This is a genomic window from Phenylobacterium ferrooxidans (genome assembly GCF_042714595.1).
Lineage (GTDB): Bacteria > Pseudomonadota > Alphaproteobacteria > Caulobacterales > Caulobacteraceae > Phenylobacterium > Phenylobacterium ferrooxidans.
The window spans coordinates 63,904-80,081 of record NZ_JAOTJD010000010.1; the positions used below are offsets into that span (position 1 = coordinate 63,904).

Annotated in this window: 13 protein-coding genes; 9 read left to right on the forward strand and 4 right to left on the reverse strand. The window is 68.2% G+C overall.

The features are described 5' to 3' along the window. Positions 1–66 precede the first annotated feature (66 nt). A complete protein-coding gene (locus OCL97_RS07335; protein ID WP_377368928.1) occupies positions 67–1,095 on the reverse strand; it encodes a DNA topoisomerase IB in 1,029 nt (342 codons plus the stop codon). 107 nt (positions 1,096–1,202) lie between these two features. Here OCL97_RS07335 and rlmJ point away from each other — a divergent pair, with 107 nt between their 5' ends. The 6 genes from rlmJ to OCL97_RS07365 all read left to right on the forward strand — a co-directional run bounded on the left by rlmJ (position 1,203) and on the right by OCL97_RS07365 (position 6,633). After that, the gene (gene rlmJ / locus OCL97_RS07340; RefSeq protein ID WP_377368930.1) at positions 1,203–2,027 is read left to right on the forward strand and encodes a 23S rRNA (adenine(2030)-N(6))-methyltransferase RlmJ; all 825 of its coding nucleotides are present in this window, start codon (positions 1,203–1,205) and stop codon (positions 2,025–2,027) included. A gap of 70 nt (positions 2,028–2,097) precedes the next feature. Continuing rightward, positions 2,098–2,553, forward strand: coding sequence for a hypothetical protein (locus OCL97_RS07345; RefSeq protein WP_377368932.1), 456 nt, complete (start codon positions 2,098–2,100; stop codon positions 2,551–2,553). 58 nt (positions 2,554–2,611) lie between these two features. After that, the gene (locus OCL97_RS07350; protein ID WP_457852592.1) at positions 2,612–3,175 is read left to right on the forward strand and encodes a sugar transferase; all 564 of its coding nucleotides are present in this window, start codon (positions 2,612–2,614) and stop codon (positions 3,173–3,175) included. A gap of 53 nt (positions 3,176–3,228) precedes the next feature. After that, positions 3,229–5,355 carry an AsmA family protein gene (locus OCL97_RS07355; protein ID WP_377368934.1) on the forward strand — a complete coding sequence of 709 codons (2,127 nt, stop codon included), beginning with the start codon at positions 3,229–3,231 and terminating at the stop codon, positions 5,353–5,355. A 114-nt stretch (positions 5,356–5,469) separates the two neighbouring features. After that, positions 5,470–5,946, forward strand: a complete 477-nt coding sequence (locus OCL97_RS07360; protein ID WP_305312541.1) for a c-type cytochrome — start codon at positions 5,470–5,472, stop codon at positions 5,944–5,946. A 6-nt stretch (positions 5,947–5,952) separates the two neighbouring features. Next, positions 5,953–6,633: a cytochrome b/b6 domain-containing protein gene (locus tag OCL97_RS07365; protein WP_377368936.1), complete on the forward strand. Its 681-nt coding sequence runs from the start codon at positions 5,953–5,955 to the stop codon at positions 6,631–6,633. A gap of 130 nt (positions 6,634–6,763) precedes the next feature. Here the strand turns inward: OCL97_RS07365 and OCL97_RS07370 are convergent, their stop codons facing one another. The 3 genes from OCL97_RS07370 to OCL97_RS07380 all read right to left on the reverse strand — a co-directional run bounded on the left by OCL97_RS07370 (position 6,764) and on the right by OCL97_RS07380 (position 8,682). Further along, a complete protein-coding gene (locus OCL97_RS07370) occupies positions 6,764–7,084 on the reverse strand; it encodes a hypothetical protein (protein WP_293497389.1) in 321 nt (106 codons plus the stop codon). 279 nt (positions 7,085–7,363) lie between these two features. Next, positions 7,364–7,927, reverse strand: coding sequence for a DUF72 domain-containing protein (locus OCL97_RS07375; RefSeq protein ID WP_377368939.1), 564 nt, complete (start codon positions 7,925–7,927; stop codon positions 7,364–7,366). Positions 7,928–7,959: 32 nt separating this feature from the next. Beyond that, positions 7,960–8,682 carry an endonuclease III domain-containing protein gene (locus OCL97_RS07380; protein WP_377368941.1) on the reverse strand — a complete coding sequence of 241 codons (723 nt, stop codon included), beginning with the start codon at positions 8,680–8,682 and terminating at the stop codon, positions 7,960–7,962. Between the two features lie 87 nt (positions 8,683–8,769). On the opposite strand from OCL97_RS07380, the gene OCL97_RS07385 reads away from it, so the two are divergent. The 3 genes from OCL97_RS07385 to OCL97_RS07395 all read left to right on the forward strand — a co-directional run bounded on the left by OCL97_RS07385 (position 8,770) and on the right by OCL97_RS07395 (position 16,177). Next, a complete protein-coding gene (locus OCL97_RS07385; protein WP_377368943.1) occupies positions 8,770–9,915 on the forward strand; it encodes an L-lactate dehydrogenase in 1,146 nt (381 codons plus the stop codon). Between the two features lie 146 nt (positions 9,916–10,061). After that, positions 10,062–14,702, forward strand: coding sequence for a glutamate synthase large subunit (gene gltB, locus OCL97_RS07390; RefSeq protein ID WP_377368945.1), 4,641 nt, complete (start codon positions 10,062–10,064; stop codon positions 14,700–14,702). A 23-nt stretch (positions 14,703–14,725) separates the two neighbouring features. Beyond that, entirely contained in the window at positions 14,726–16,177 is a 1,452-nt protein-coding gene (locus tag OCL97_RS07395) for a glutamate synthase subunit beta (protein ID WP_377368947.1), read from the forward strand. Position 16,178 lies beyond the last annotated feature (1 nt).

A 16,178-nucleotide genomic window follows, 5' to 3' on the forward strand; every position in this document is an offset into this window, starting at 1 on the left:
CTTTGACGAGACCTTAGCTGGGGTGACGCGGGGGCGCCTAGCGGCCCGCACCTGCGGCTCGAAACCTTAGGCGGCGGACTCCCGCGCGGCTTCCAGGAACATCAGGACCGAGAGCTCGAAGGCGCGTGTCGAGTTGGTGTTCTTCAGGGGCAGGACGCCACGCTCGTAGGATTCCAGCACCAGGGGGTGGATGTAGGAGCCCCTGCAGACTGCGGCGGTGTTGCCCAGCAGACCGGCCACGGCCTTCACGCAGGTCGCCACGTTGCGCTTGGCCTGGGCGGCGTTGGTGGAGTGCGGATGCATCACCAGGCCGCGGGCGGCGGCCAGGGTCCCGGCCCAGGTCCGGAAATCCTTGGCGGAGAAGTCCTCACCCAGGACCTCGCGGATATAGGCGTTCACGTCGGCGCTCTCGACCACGCGGCGCTGGCCGTGGTCGTCCAGATACTGGAACAGGCGCTGGCCGGGGATGTCCTGGCAGGCCTTGAGGATGCGGGCCAGGCGGCGGTCGCGGAAGCCGGTCTGGTGGACCTTGCCGCTCTTGCCGCGGAATTCGAAGACGGCGCCCGTGCGGGTGATCCTGGCGTGGCGGTCGCGCAGGGTGGTCAGGCCGAAGCTCTTGTTGGTGCGGGCATACTCCTCGTTGCCCACCCGGATCAGCGTGACCTCCATGACCGCGACGACGGCGGCCAGCACCTTCTCGCGCGGCAGTCCCCGGCGGGCGAGGTCGCTCTCGACCCGTTTGCGCAGGCGGGGTAGGGCGCGCCCGAAGGCGATGACGCGGTCGTACTTCATCCCGTCCCGGTCCTGCCGCCAGCCGGTGTGGTAGCGGTACTGCTTGCGGCCCTTCTGGTCGCGGCCGGTGCACTGGATATGGCCCCGGGGGGAGGGGCAGATCCAGACGTCGGTCCAGGCCGGTGGGATCACCAGGGCCTTGATGCGTTCAAGGGTCTGTGCATCGCTGACCGGGCGGCCCTCGGCGTCGCGGTAGGAGAACCCTGGCTTGCCGGCCACGCGGGTGATGCCGGCGTCGTCGTCGTTGACATAGGTCAGGCCGGCCGGGGCGGGGGGCGTGAGCTCTGCGGTGTCTCTGGCCATCTGTCGCCTTTGGAGATCCACGGGGACGTGGCATCTACGCCCCATACAGCCGCTGAACGTGAGCTCGCGGTCGCGAGTTCCCAGGTCGGCCGGGAGACTTAAAGTCCGTGAACTATCGCCACGCCTTCCACGCCGGGAATTTCGCCGACCTGGTCAAGCATGCCGGCCTGCTGCGCCTGATGGCCACCCTGACCAAGGCGCCGGGTCCGCTGACGGTCATCGACACCCACGCGGGGCGGGGTCTCTATGATCTCTCGGGCGCCGAGGCGCAGCGTTCGGGGGAGGCGGAGGCCGGCATCGCTCAGCTGATGAAGGCCGCCGACCTGCCCGCCGCCTTCGGCCCCCTGCGGGCGGCGGTGAACAAGCTGAACAACAGCGGGCCGACCAAGCTGTATCCAGGGTCGCCGCGCCTGATCGCCGACACCCTGCGCAAGAAGGACAGCTACATCGCCTGCGAACTGCGCGGCGAGGAGCATGCGGCCCTGCGCATGGCGCTCAAGGGCCGGACCGGGGTCGAGACCCTCTGCGCCGATGGCTATGAGACCGCTGTCAGCCGCTGCCCGCCGAAGGGCGCTGTGCTCGTGCTCATTGATCCGCCCTTCGAACGGCCCGACGACTACACTCGCATCGTCGCCACCCTGAAGGCCATTGGCCGGCGCAATCGCGACGCGGTGGTGATGATCTGGCTGCCCATCAAGGATCTGCAGACCTTCGACCATTTCCTCAACGAGGCGCAGGACACCGGCATCGGCCCGCTGCTGGTGGGGGAGTGCCGGATGCGGCCGCTGAACGATCCCATGAAGATGAACGGCTGCGCCCTGGTGACAGCTCGCGCGCCCGCGGACTTCGCCGCCTCGATGGAGGAAATGTGCCGCTGGACCGCCCAGACCCTGGGCCAGAATGGTCAGGGCCGGGTTTCGACGCTGTCGTAACGTTGATTTGCATCAAGGCGTCGCTGGGTGATGTTATGTTGCATTGCACAATCAACCTCGGAGACGTTCCATGATCGCGCTTAAGTCGAACGAGTCCGTTACCCCCGCCTCGGCCTTTCACGTGCCGATCGGCGCGGCCTCGCCCCTTTGGTTCATGTTCACTGGCGCGGCCTCGGCCGGCGTCGCCTACTGGTGGATGACCCGTTGGATGCGGCCGATGAACCTGGAGGCCATGCTGCCCCTTTCCGGCGCCGACGCAGCGCCGCTGGAAGAAGCCGCCATCCTTATCGAGGCCTTCGTCGAGCCTCTGCTGGAGGCGGCCCAACCCGTGCTTGAGGGCGGCGTGGTGGATCCCGACCCGGCTCCGACGCCCGCGCCGGAGCCCGCGCCGAACCCCCTGGACACCCCGCCGGCGCAAGCCGCCGCCCAGACGGTGGTTGAGCCCGTGGCGCCGATGACCGAAGCCTCGGCTGAGCCCGCCGCGCCAACGCCCAAAGCCAAGCCCAAGGCCGCCCCGAAAGCTTGAGGCCGTAGCGCGGAAACGCGCGGCGCATTAAGGCTGGTCTCCAACGAGGGGGACCTGTGTGCTGAAGCGTGGGTTAGACGTCCTGGGCGCCGCGGCGGGCCTGATCCTACTGTCGCCCGTGCTGCTGGCCCTGGCCGTCGCCGTGCGGCTGGAATCGCCCGGCCCTGCCCTGCACTGGTCGCGGCGTGTCGGCCGGTTCAACGCCCTGTTTCCCATGCCCAAGTTCCGCAGCATGCGCGTCGGCGCGCCTGACGTCGCCACCCACCTGCTGCCCGACCCGGCCTCCTGGATCACCCCCCTGGGCGCCTTCATGCGCCGCACCAGCCTGGACGAACTGCCTCAGCTCTGGAGCGTGCTGCGGGGACATATGAGTCTGGTGGGACCGCGCCCCGCCCTTTTCAACCAGGATGACCTGATAGCCCTGCGCGACGCGGCCGGCGTCCAGACGCTGCGGCCGGGCCTGACCGGTTGGGCCCAAATCCACGGCCGGGATGAGTTGCCGGTGCCAGACAAGGTTCGGCTGGACGCCGAGTACCTGGCCGCCCGCACCACCCTGATGGACCTCTCCATCATTCTGCGCACCGCGATGACCGCCTTCTCCGGCCGCGGAGTCCGTCACTAGACGGACCCCTTCGGCGGCTGGCGCGTTCTGGCCTGACCCGGAGTTCCCAGACCTTGCCAGACGAACCGATCTACCTGCGCGCCCGCTCGGGCCTCGTCCGCGCTCGCGACCGGGCCGCCGATAGCCTGCGCCGCGCACGTGGGGCGATCGGCCCTGGCTGGGAGCGGACGCGCTCGCGCCTGCGGGAAACCAGGATCAAGCGCCCGAGCAACAGGGCCCTGGCCTGGACGGGGGGGATCGTCGGCGCGCTGGTGGTGGCCATCGCCCTCTTCCTGATCCTGTTCGACTGGAACTACCTGCGCGGCCCGATCGGCCGCTACGCCTCGGCCAAGACCGGCCGCGAGATCGTGCTGGCGGGCAATCTTGACGTTAAGGCCTTCTCCTTCCAACCCCGTGCGACGGTGGAGGGTATTCGGGTCGGCAATCCCAAGTGGGCCGGCCCCGGCCAGACCGCCGACATCAAGAAGCTCGACGTCCAGGTCAAGCTGATGCCGCTGTTGGTGGGTCAGGTCGTGCTGCTGAATCTGGAGCTCAACCAGGCCAAGGTCGACCTCCGACGGGACCTCCAAGGCCGCGCCACATGGGACTTCTCCAACGGAAAGGAGTCCAAGAAGCCCTTCAAGATGCCGCCGATCCGGCGGTTCGTGATCAATGACGGCCACCTGCGTATGGTCGACGAGAAGCGCAAGCTGGTCCTGAACGGGGAGATCAACGCCACGGAGGAGATGGGCCGGGCAGGCCGCGGCTTTCTGATGAGCGGCGACGGTTCGCTGAATGGGAACCGGTTCCGGCTGCGCATCCAGGGCGGTCCGCTGCTCAACGTCGACAGTCGAAAGCCCTACCCCTTCGACGCCGACATCCGCTCGGGCGCGACGCGGGTGACCGCCAAGGGGGCGATCCCCAAGCCCTTCGACCTGGCGCAGTTCTCCATGAACGTCACCGCCCAGGGCCCGGACCTGGCCGCCCTCTACGACCTGACGGGCGTCGCCCTGCCAAACACCCCGCCCTATCGCCTGAACGGCCGGCTGTCGCGTGACGAGCAAATCTACAAGATCGAGGGCCTGAGCGGCCGGGTCGGCGACAGTGATCTGTCCGGGTTCATCTCGGTGGAGACCGGCGACGAGCGCCCCTACCTGAAGGCCGACCTGCGGACCCGCAGCCTGGACTTCGACGACCTCGCGGCGATCTTCGGCGGGGCCCCCTCCCGCAAGGCCGGCGAAACCATCTCCCCCGAGCAGGCCGCCATCGGCCGAAAGATGGCCGCCCAACGTCGGCTGCTGCCGGACACCACCCTGAACGTCAGCAAGATCCGTTCGCTGGACGCCGATGTCCGTTACCGGGTCGCGGCCATCCATGACGCCATGCTGCCCCTGCGGTCGGGCGACGTCACGGTGAAGCTGGAGCGTGGCCTGCTCAGCGCCAACCCCCTCACCCTGGACCTGCCCCAGGGCAAGATCACCGGCCAGGCCCACCTCAACGCCCGCGCCGAAACGCCGGTGACCGAGGTGGACGTCCGGCTCTCCAACGCTCGCCTCGAACAGCTCATCCCCATAAAGGGCGAACCGCTGGCCGGCAGCTTCGTCGGAAGGATCAAGCTGAAGGGCGCCGGCAATTCGGTGCACCGCGCCGCCTCCAACGCCGACGGCGAGGTGCTGGCGGTGGTTCCGAGCGGCGAGATCCGCGAGGCTTTCGCCGAACTGCTGGGCATCAACGCGGCCAGGGGCCTGGGCCTGCTGTTCTCCAAGGACCAGGGGTCGGTGCCCATCCGCTGCGGCGTGGCCCACTTCCAGGCCAGGAACGGCGTGCTGACCGCTGACCGCATCGTCTTTGACACCAAGCCGGTCCTGGCCACCGGGGCCGGGACCATCAACCTGGACAGCGAGACCATGAACCTGCGGGTCCAGGGCAAGTCCAAGGAACTGCGCCTGGTGCGCCTGCTCTCGCCGATCACCGTGAAGGGCCCACTCCTCGGGCCGAAGGTCGGCATCGAGACCGGCAAGGTGGTCGCCCAGGGGGGTGTCGCTGTGGCGCTGGCCGCCGTGGTCACGCCCCTGGCGGTCCTGCTGCCGTTCATCGATCCCGGCCTCGCCAAGGACGCATCCTGCGCCTCCCTGATCGCCGAAGCCGGACGCGAAGGCGCGCCGGTCAAGACGGTGGCCGCCAAGACCGCTCGCCGCTGAACATTTCAGGCCAGCAGCAAAACCAGGGCGGCCTGAAACCAACGCGCGATTGACGCGGCGTCCGGGCGCCCCTCAAACTCGGGCTTACGATTTCCGTTGCGAAGAGGTCTTTCCATGGCTCGTCTTACCAAGCGTCCCCTCGGTCTGGCCCTGGGGATGGCCCTCAGCCTGACGGCCCTCGGCGGGGCGGCCCTGGCGGCCTCGGCGGCCGAGACCGCCATCGCGCAGCGCCAGAAGGGCTTCAAGGCCATGGGCGGCGCCTTCAAGACCATCAATGACAACCTCAAGACCGACGCTCCCGACGCCAAGCTGATCGCGGCCCAGGCTACGATCATCAAGGCCCAGGCCGGGCACATCCCCCACTGGTTCCCGAAGGGCAGCGGCCCGGAGGCGGGCTTCAAGACCGCCGCCAAGCCGGAGATCTGGGCCGAGGGCGCCAAGTTCGCCGCCGCCGCCAAGGGCCTGCAGACGGAGAGCGCCAAGCTGGAGACCATCGCCAAGGGCGGCGACATCGACGCCATCAAGGCCCAGGTGAAGGCCACCGGCGGCGCCTGCGGGACCTGCCACACGCCCTTCCGCGTAAAGTCCTAGGGCTCCATGAGCGACGCGCCGCCGATCGCCACCCGGCTCTGGGACCTGCCGACGCGGATCACCCACTGGGCCCTGGTGGTGCTGATCCTCGTATCCTGGCTGACCGGGGGCGAGAACATGCAGGTCCATCGGTGGTCGGGCTATGGCGTGATCGGCCTGCTGGTCTTCCGGCTTTACTGGGGCTTCTTCGGCGGCGAGACGGCGCGGTTCTCCCACTTCGTGAAGGGACCGGGCGCGACGGTCGGCTACCTCAAGACCATGGGCAGGCGCACCGCCGGCGATCTGGTGGGGCACAGTCCGGTGGGGGCGGTCAGCGTGGTCCTGCTGCTGCTGGTCATGCTGGTGCAGGTCAGCCTTGGCCTGTTCGCCAGCGACATTGACGGCATCGAGTCCGGGCCGCTGTCCCACCTGGTGGACTTCGACACCAGCCGGCTGGCCTCGGACTGGCACGAACTGACCTTCCGCGTGCTGCAGGCCCTGGTGGTCCTGCACGTCGCGGCCATCGCCTTCTACGCCCTGTGGAAGCGCCAGAACCTCATCACCGCCATGATCACCGGCAAGCGGGTGTTCTCCGGTCCTGTCCCGAACCTGAAGTTCGCGCCGGTCTGGAGCCTGCTGCTGGGGATCGTGATCGCCGTGGCCGCGGCCTGGCTGATCGCCAGGGGCCTGAAGCTTCCGAAGTTCTAGTGCATGGCGCCGGCGTCCGGACCACAGGCCAACTCGGCCTCGGCCTCGAAGGTGTTGGCGCTGCCCAGCGGCGCGAACTCCCGGCCAAGCTTGATCCCGAATTTGGGGAGCCCGGCCGGGATAGAAAGGCTCAGGCGGCGGCGCCCTTCAGGCAGTTGAGCCAGGCGTCTTCGCGGGCCTTCTCGGCCTCGCGCAGGGTGGTCTCGGCGTCGCGCACGGCGGCGTCGTGCTTGCGCCACTCCAGGACGGCGCCTTCGCGGGCGGCGCGGGCGGCTTCCATGGTTTCGAAGCGGGCGAGGATGGCGCGCACGCTGTAGGTCACCGGCGGGCCCACGGTCTCGCGGTCAGGATAAAAGCCGGTGATGGAGTCCGTGCTCTCGCTGTCGATGTGGAAGACATCGGCCCAGCCGGCGTGGTGGCGCATCAGGGCCCAGGGACGTTGGACGGTCATCAATAGCTCCTCAGAATCCGCATAGCGGTGTCTCGCGGTGAAACTAGCCCGGCTCGCGCCCGGCTCCAACGGCGCAGGCGCGCGGCAATAGCAGATGCACCGCTTCGGATGAAAGCCGAACCGTGAAATTCGATCCTAGACTCCCATCAGCTCCAGGGCGTTGGCGGCGGCCGCCTCGAGCATGGTGTTGTCGAAGATGCACCAGCCCTCGGTCCCGGGTTGGCGGGTGGCCAGGGTCGGGGCGACCGTGGCTATCTGCTCGCTGGAATAGGGCGAGGCTTACATCCGCGGCGATCCGTGCAGGCGGATATAGGTGAGGCCGGTCCAGCCCCCGGGCCGCGCGGCCTCGGGAACCACGGCGGGGTCGGCGGCGACACGGGCGATGCGGGCGTCCACCAGCCTGGCCTCCGCCTCGCCGGTGAACCAGGTGGCGTGACGCGCCTCGATGACGGTCGGCCCCTCATATAGCTCGCGCCAGCCGCCGACGAAACGCGCGGCGTCGTCGGTGAACTGGAGGCTGGGCGGCAACTGGATCAGCACCGGTCCGAGCTTGCCGCCCAGGGGGCCGATCTCCGCGATAAAGGTGCGCAACAGGTCATCGGTCTCCACCAGCCGCTTCTCATGGGTGACGGTCTTGGGCGCCTTCACGGCGAACCGGAAGTGGGGCGGGGTGGCGTTGGCCCAGCGCTCGAAGATGGCGGGCTTATGTGAGCGGTAGAAGGTGGTGTTGATCTCCGCGGCCGGCAGCACGGCGGCGTAGCGTTCCAGGCCGGTCCCTTCGGCAGGGAAGTGCGCCGCCGACATGCGCGGAATCGTCCAGCCTGCCGTGCCGATCCTGTCCATGAGCGCTCAGCGCGCGAGCCGGGCGGCGGTTGCTAGGCGTCGAAGGGGATGACGCGGCGTTCCTGGTCGCCGGAAACCCCGACCCGCGGGCAGGCGTCACGCAGGACACAGAGGCCGCAGGCCGGGTCGAAGTGGGTGCAGAGCGACTGGCCATGGCCCTTCAGCAGCCAGTGCAGTTCGTAGAGCTGCTCTCCCTGCCATTCACCCGGCGCCTGCTCCATCAGGCTGTCATAGGCTTCCCGCACGTCGCCGCTGCGGGCGGTGAGGCCCAGGCGCCGCGAGACCCGATGCACGTGGGTGTCCACCACCAGGGCGCGGCGGTTCAGGGTGCTCAGGTTCAGCACCGCGGCGGCGATCTTCACTCCGACGCCCGGCAGGCGCATAAGCCAGGCCATGGCTTCCTCCACCGGCTCGGCGGCCAGGAAGTCCAGGTTCAGTTCGCCGCGCTTCAGCAGCAGCAAGCGGACCAGGATCGGAAGTTGGCGCGCCTTCTGGTCGGCGAAGGTCACCGGATCGATCACCGGCTCCAGCTCTTCCTGGGTGGCGTGCACCAGGGCGTTCCAGTCCGGATAGGCCGCCCGCAGCCGGATAAAGGCCGCCCATGACACCTCGTCATAGGTCCGCGAGCTCAGCAGCGACTTGATCAGCTGGGACACCGGATCAAGCTGATGCTCGGGCCTTTGCGGGCCCAGGACGCTGCGCAGCCGGTCGCGTGTGGGCGGCAGGTCTGAGGGGAGGGCGAGTCGGATATGCATGCCGCCACGCTAGAACAAAAACAGAACATTTGTAAACCCGCCCCGAGCGCCGTACGAAGGGGTCCGGCATCCACGGGAAGGGCGGCCATGAACCCGGCCTCGGTCTCCGACTATCGCGACTTGGCGCGCCGCCGGCTGCCGCCGATGTTCTTCGAATATATCGACGGCGGCTCCTACGCCGAGGTCACGCTGAAGCGGAACGTGGCTGACCTGGAGGCCATCGCCCTGCGCCAGCGGGTGATGCGCGATATGAGCCAGCTGGACCTCAGCATCGAGACCCTTGGTCAGAAGCTCGCCTTCCCGGTGGGCCTGGCGCCCGTGGGCATGGCCGGAATGTACGGCCGCCGGGGCGAGGTGCAGGCGGCCAGGGCCGCGGCCAGCCTTGGCGTGCCCTTCTGCCTGTCCACCGTGGGGGTCTGTTCGGTGGAGGAGGTGGCGGCCAGCGGGACCGCACCCTGGTTCCAGCTCTATATGCTCAAGGACCGCGGCTACATGGCCGAGCTTCTGGCGCGGGCCAAGGCGGCCGGCTGCCCGGTCCTGGTCTTCACTGTCGACCTGCCGCTGCCGGGTTCGCGCTATCGTGATGTGCGCTCGGGCTTCACTGGGGCGACCGGGCTTTCCGGCGCCCTGAACACCGCCTGGCAGGGGGTGACCCACCCCGACTGGCTGTGGGACGTCTGGCTGCATGGTCGACCCCACACCCTGGGCAGTGTCGCCAACGCCGTTCCGAAGGCCGGCGGCGTCACCGACTTCCTGGCCTGGATCGCCAGCAACTTCGACCGCTCCGTGACCTGGGCGGATCTGGATTGGGTGCGCAAGACCTGGGATGGGCCCATCGTGATCAAGGGTGTGCTGGACCCGCAGGACGCCCGCGACGCGGTGAAGGCGGGCGCGCAGGGCCTGATCGTGTCGAACCACGGCGGACGGCAGCTTGACGGGGTGCGCTCCTCGATCTCGGCCCTGCCGGCGGTGGCCGACGCCGTGGGCGGGGACCTGGAGGTCTATCTGGACGGCGGCGTCCGCTCGGGCCTCGACGTGCTGAAGGCGTTGTCCCTGGGGGCCAAGGCCTGCTTCGTCGGCCGGGCCTGGGCCTATGCCCTGGGCGCGGGCGGCGAGAAGATGGTCGCCCGCATGCTTGGAACCCTGCGCAGCGAGCTCGCCACCGCCATGGTGCTCACCGGCTGCCGCAATGCGCGGGATGCGGACAGAACGCTTCTCGACCTCGCAACTTAGAAAAACTTTTCAAATCCATAGGTTCGAACCCATCGACAAGGGTCGATCTTGCCGGTAATGGCCGCGCGAACGTGCGTTTGACGGTCGGGTTCGGCCGCGCAGTCGCATGCCTGTAATGCCTGCTAGTAGAAGAATGAGGTACCCGCATGGGCGCTCCGGAACGGCAAGGTCTGTACGACCCGCGCAATGAACACGATGCGTGCGGTGTGGGGTTTGTGGCCAATATCAAAGGCCGCAAATCGCATGAGGTCGTGACCGCTGGGCTGGAAATCCTGATCAACCTCGACCACCGCGGCGCCGTCGGCGCCGATCCCCTGGTGGGCGACGGCGCGGGGATTCTGATTCAGATGCCCGACGCCCTGCTGCGCGACTGGGCCGGCAAGGAAGGCGTCGAGCTGCCCGCGCCCGGCGACTACGCCGTGGCCATGTGCTTCATGCCCCAGGACGACGCCGCCCGCGCCGTGGCGGTCAGCCAGTTCGAGCACTTCCTGAAGGTCGAGGGCCAGATCTTCATCGCCTGGCGCGACGTGCCCGTCGACACCACGGGCCTGGGAGCGGCCGTGCTCGCCGAGATGCCGGTGATCCGCCAGGCCATCGTCGGCCGCGGCCCCGGGACCAAGGACCAGGACGCCTTCGAGCGGAAGCTGCTGACCATCCGCAAGCAGCTGCAGAACCCCCTGGCCGAGCTGGCGGTGAAGAAGAACCTGCCCGGCCTGACCCAGCTGTACCTGCCGTCCTTCTCGACGCGGACGGTGGTCTACAAGGGCCTGCTGCTGGCCGGTCAGGTCGGCGCCTTCTATACCGACCTCACCAACCCCCTGACCCAGTCGGCCCTGGCCCTGGTTCACCAGCGGTTCTCCACCAACACCTTCCCGTCGTGGAAGCTGGCGCACCCCTATCGGTTCATCGCCCATAACGGCGAGATCAACACCGTGCGCGGCAACGTCAACTGGATGAACGCGCGGCGCCGCACGCTGGAAAGCGACCTGTTGGGGCCCGACCTCAACAAGATGTGGCCGCTGATCCCGCACGGCCAGTCCGACACCGCCTGCCTGGACAACGCCCTGGAGCTGCTGGTGGCCGGCGGCTACCCGCTGGCCCACGCCGTCATGATGCTGATCCCGGAAGCCTGGGCCGGCAATCCGCTGATGGATCCCAAGCGCAAGGCCTTCTACGAATACCACGCCGCCCTGATGGAGCCGTGGGACGGTCCCGCCGCCGTGGCCTTCACCGACGGCCGCCAGATCGGCGCCACCCTGGACCGCAACGGCCTGCGTCCCGCTCGCTTCGTCATCACCGACCAGGACCATGTGATCATGGCCTCGGAAATGGGCGTGCTGGTGGTCCCCGAGGAGCGCGTCGTCCGCAAGTGGCGGCTGCAGCCCGGCAAGATGCTGCTGATTGACATGGAGGAAGGCCGGATCATCGAGGACGAGGAGATCAAGGCCTCCCTCGCCGACGCCGAACCCTATGCCGAATGGCTGGCCCAGACCCAGTTCAAGCTGGAAGACCTGCCCGAGGCCGCGCCGGCCGACGCCCTGATGGGCTCCGATCCAGCCCAGCTGCTCGATCGGCAGCAGGCCTTCGGCTACACCCAGGAGGACCTGCAGTTCTTCCTGGAGCCCATGGCCCAGACGGGCGACGACCCCATCGGCTCGATGGGTGGCGACATCCCCATCGCGGTGCTCTCCAAGCGCGCCAAGCTGCTCTACGACTACTTCAAGCAGAACTTCGCCCAGGTCACCAACCCGCCGATCGACCCGATCCGCGAAGAGCTGGTGATGAGCCTGGTCTCGATGATCGGCCCGCGCCCGAACCTGCTGGGCCGCCAGGCCGGCACCCACAAGCGCCTGGAGGTCTCCCAGCCGATCCTCACCAATGAGGACCTGGCCAAGATCCGCGCCATCAGCGAGCTGCTGGACGGCGCCTTCAGGACCGCCACCCTGGACGCCACCTGGGCGGCCGAAGAGGGCCCCGCTGGGCTCGAGCGCGCCCTGGACCGGCTGTGCCGCGAGGCCACCGAGAGCGTGCTGGCCGACATGAACATCCTCATCCTGTCGGATCGGGGCACCTCGTCCGACCGCATCGCCATCCCGGCGGCGCTGGCCACCGCGGCGGTGCACCACCATCTGATTCGCCAGGGCCTGCGCATGCAGACCGGCCTGGTGATCGAGACCGGCGAAGCGCGCGAAGTGCACCACTTCTGCGTCCTGGCCGGCTACGGCGCCGAGGCGGTGAACCCCTATCTCGCCTTCGAGACCCTGGAGCACCTGCGGGTCGCCAACGGCTACAACCTGTCGGCCTATGAGGTCCGCAAGAACTACATCAAGGCGGTCGGCAAGGGCGTGCTGAAGGTGATGTCCAAGATGGGCATCTCCACCTACCAGTCCTATTGCGGCGCCCAGATCTTCGACGCCGTGGGCCTGAACTCCACGGTGATCGAGCAGTACTTCACCGGCACCGCCACGACGATCGAGGGTATCGGCCTCTACCAGATCGCCGAGGAGGCCGTGCGCCGCCACCGCGACGCCTTCGGCGACAACCCGATCTACGCCTCCATGCTGGACGTGGGCGGCACCTACGCCTTCCGCCTGCGCGGCGAGGAGCACGCCTGGACCCCGGACACGGTGGGCCAGCTGCAGCACGCGGTGCGCGGCAACCTGCCGGACGCCTACAAGAGCTTCGCCGCCGGCATCAACGAGCAGTCCCAGCGCCTGCTGACGATCCGCGGCCTGATGCGCTTCAAGAACGCCGAGACGCCGCTCAGCCTGGATGAAGTCGAACCGGCCAGCGAGATCGTCAAGCGCTTCGCCACCGGCGCCATGAGCTTCGGCTCCATCAGCCGCGAGGCCCACACGACGCTCGCCATGGCCATGAACCGGATCGGCGGCAAGTCCAACACCGGGGAGGGCGGCGAGGAAGCCGACCGCTTCAAGCCACTGCCCAACGGCGACTCCATGCGCTCGGCCATCAAGCAGGTGGCCTCCGGCCGCTTCGGGGTGACCACCGAGTACCTGGTCAACGCCGACGACATCCAGATCAAGATGGCCCAGGGCGCCAAGCCCGGGGAGGGCGGCCAGCTGCCCGGTCACAAGGTGGACGCCAACATCGCCCGCGTTCGGCACTCCACGCCGGGCGTCGGCCTCATCAGCCCGCCGCCGCACCACGACATCTATTCCATCGAGGACCTGGCCCAGCTCATCCACGACCTGAAGAACGTCAACTCCAAGGCCCGCATCTCCGTGAAGCTGGTGTCTGAGGTTGGCGTCGGCACGGTGGCGGCGGGCGTGGCCAAGGCGCGCGCCGACCACATCACCATCTCGGGCTTCGAGGGCGGCACCGGGGCCTCGCCCCTGACCTCCCTGACCCACGCGGGCTCGCCCTGGGAGATCGGCCTGGCCGAGACCCAGCAGACCCTGCTGCTGAACGGCCTGCGCACGCGCGTGGCGGTCCAGGCCGACGGCGGCCTGCGCACCGGCCGTGACGTGGCGGTCGCGGCCCTGCTGGGGGCCGACGAGTTCGGCTTCGCCACCGCCCCGCTGATCGCCGCCGGCTGCATCATGATGCGCAAGTGCCACCTGAACACCTGCCCGGTGGGGGTGGCGACCCAGGACCCCATCTTGCGGGCCCGGTTCACCGGCCAGCCCGAGCACGTGATCAACTACTTCTTCTTCGTCGCCGAAGAGCTGCGCGAGATCATGGCCCAGCTCGGCTTCCGCACGATGAACGAGATGATCGGCCAGGTGGACCGCCTGGACATGCGCGAGGCCGTCGATCACTGGAAGGCCAGCGGGGTCGACCTGTCGAAGATCCTGCACGAGGTCCAGCCCGGCAAACCCAAGGGCCTGTGGAACCAGGACCGCCAGGATCACGGCCTGGGCAAGGCCCTGGACAACACCCTGATCGCCGACGCCAAGGACGCGCTGGCCAACCGCACCCCGATGCGCGGCGAGTACCCGATCAAGAACATCAACCGCACCGTCGGCGCCATGCTGTCAGGGGAGGTGGCCCGCGCCTATGGCCATGCCGGCCTGCCGGAAGACACTATCTCGCTCACCTTCCACGGGGCGGCGGGCCAGAGCTTCGGCGCCTTTGCGGCCCGGGGCGTCAGCCTGGAGCTGATCGGCGACGGCAACGACTATGTGGGCAAGGGTTTGTCGGGCGGCCGGGTTGTCGTGCGCCAGCCCAAGGACAGCCGCCGCGACCCGACGCAGAACATCATCGTCGGTAACACCGTGCTGTACGGCGCCATCGCCGGCGAAGCCTATTTCCAGGGCGTGGCCGGCGAACGCTTCGCTGTCCGCAACTCCGGCGCCGTCACGGTGGTGGAGGGCACGGGTGACCACGGCTGTGAGTACATGACCGGCGGCGTGGTGGTGGTGCTGGGTGACACCGGGCGCAACTTTGCGGCCGGCATGTCGGGCGGCATCGCCTATGTCTACGATCCGAAGGGCCGCTTCACGCCGCTGTGCAACACCGCGATGGTCGACATCGAGAAGGTGGCTCCGGCCAGCGGCGGCGCCGACGATCCGGGCCGTCCCAACCAGCGCTCCATCTCGGTGGAGAACAACGGCATGGGCGACATGCTGGCCTACGACGCCGAGCGCCTGAAGATCCTGGTGGAACGCCACCTGCTCTATACTGGCAGCGCGCGGGCCCGAGAGATCCTGGACAACTGGGATATCTGCCTGACCTCCTTCGTGAAGGTCATGCCCAAGGATTATCGCCGGGCGCTCACCGATATGGCCGCCGAGCGTCTGGCGGCCGCCGCCGTCGCCGCCGAATAGAATTTCAGAGTCGGAGTAAACCCATGGGCAAGCCCACCGGCTTCCTGGAAATTGAGCGCCAGGATCGCGGCTATGAGAAGCCGCAGGACCGCCTTCGCAACTGGAAGGAATTCGTCCATCCGCTGCCGCAGGACGTGCTGAACAAGCAGGCCGCGCGCTGCATGGACTGCGGGATTCCGTTCTGCCACACCGGCTGTCCGGTCAATAACCAGATCCCGGACTTCAACAACCTGGTCTATCGCGACCAGTGGAAGATCGCGCTCGAGAACCTGCAGTCGACGAACAACTTCCCGGAGTTCACCGGCCGTGTCTGCCCCGCCCCCTGCGAGGCGGCCTGCACCCTGAACATCATCGACACTCCGGTCACCATCAAGACGATCGAATGCGCCATCGTCGACAAGGGATGGGAAGAGGGCTGGATCGCCCCGCAGATGTCGCCCCGCGGCACCGGCAAGCGCGTCGCGGTGGTGGGATCGGGCCCCGCGGGCCTGGCCTGCGCCCAGCAACTGGCTCGGGCCGGTCACGCCACGACGGTGTTCGAGAAGAGCGACCGCATCGGTGGCCTGCTCCGCTACGGCATCCCCGACTTCAAGATGGAGAAGCACCTCATCGACCGCCGCGTGGCGCAGATGGAGGCCGAGGGCGTCATCTTCCGCACCAATATGGAGATCGGCGTGTCGGTCTCGGTCCAGCGGCTGCTGGACGACTATGACGTGCTGGTGATGGCCGGCGGCGCCGAGAACCCGCGCGACCTGGAGGTCTCCGGCCGCGAGCTGGACGGCATCCATTTCGCCATGGACTTCCTGGTCCAGCAGAACAAGCGCAACGCCGGTGACGACGAACTGCGCGCCGCGCCCACCGGCGCCATCTCGGCCACCGGCAAGCATGTGGTGGTGATCGGCGGCGGCGACACCGGTTCCGACTGTATCGGCACCTCCAACCGCCACGGTGCGGCCTCGGTGACCCAGCTCGAGATCATGCCCGAGCCGCCGGTCCGCGAGAACAAGTTCATGACCTGGCCGAACTGGCCGCTGAAGCTGCGCACCTCGTCCAGCCATGAAGAGGGCTGCGAGCGTGACTTCGCCGTGGCCACCAAGCGCGCCATCGGCTCCAACGGCCGCATCGAAGCTCTCGAATGCGTGCGGATGGAGTGGGCGGCGGGCGACGACGGCCGTCAGGTGCTGAGGGAAGTCGAGGGCAGCGAGTTCCAGCTCAAGGCCGACCTCGTGCTGCTGGCCATGGGCTTCGTCTCACCCAAGCACAACGCCTTCACCGAACAGGCAGGGGTGGAGATCGACCCACGCGGCAACGTGAAAGCCCCGGTGACCGACTACAAGACCACGACGCCCAACATCTTCTCGTGCGGCGACATGCGACGCGGCCAGTCCCTGGTGGTCTGGGCGATCCGCGAAGGGCGTCAGTGCGCCCAGGCCGTGGACGCCTTCCTGATGGGCGCGAGCAAACTGCCCCGCTAGG

What these genes read in the sequence shown, in the direction of transcription:
- OCL97_RS07335 (WP_377368928.1), bottom strand. Translation starts at nt 1,095, where the DNA reads ATGGCCAGAGACACCGCAGAGCTCACGCCCCCCGCCCCGGCCGGCCTG.
- OCL97_RS07345 (WP_377368932.1), top strand. Translation starts at nt 2,098, where the DNA reads ATGATCGCGCTTAAGTCGAACGAGTCCGTTACCCCCGCCTCGGCCTTT.
- OCL97_RS07360 (WP_305312541.1), top strand. Translation starts at nt 5,470, where the DNA reads ATGGCTCGTCTTACCAAGCGTCCCCTCGGTCTGGCCCTGGGGATGGCC.
- OCL97_RS07365 (WP_377368936.1), top strand. Translation starts at nt 5,953, where the DNA reads ATGAGCGACGCGCCGCCGATCGCCACCCGGCTCTGGGACCTGCCGACG.
- OCL97_RS07370 (WP_293497389.1), bottom strand. Translation starts at nt 7,084, where the DNA reads ATGACCGTCCAACGTCCCTGGGCCCTGATGCGCCACCACGCCGGCTGG.
- OCL97_RS07375 (WP_377368939.1), bottom strand. Translation starts at nt 7,927, where the DNA reads ATGGACAGGATCGGCACGGCAGGCTGGACGATTCCGCGCATGTCGGCG.
- OCL97_RS07380 (WP_377368941.1), bottom strand. Translation starts at nt 8,682, where the DNA reads ATGCATATCCGACTCGCCCTCCCCTCAGACCTGCCGCCCACACGCGAC.
- OCL97_RS07385 (WP_377368943.1), top strand. Translation starts at nt 8,770, where the DNA reads ATGAACCCGGCCTCGGTCTCCGACTATCGCGACTTGGCGCGCCGCCGG.
- gltB (WP_377368945.1), top strand. Translation starts at nt 10,062, where the DNA reads ATGGGCGCTCCGGAACGGCAAGGTCTGTACGACCCGCGCAATGAACAC.
- OCL97_RS07395 (WP_377368947.1), top strand. Translation starts at nt 14,726, where the DNA reads ATGGGCAAGCCCACCGGCTTCCTGGAAATTGAGCGCCAGGATCGCGGC.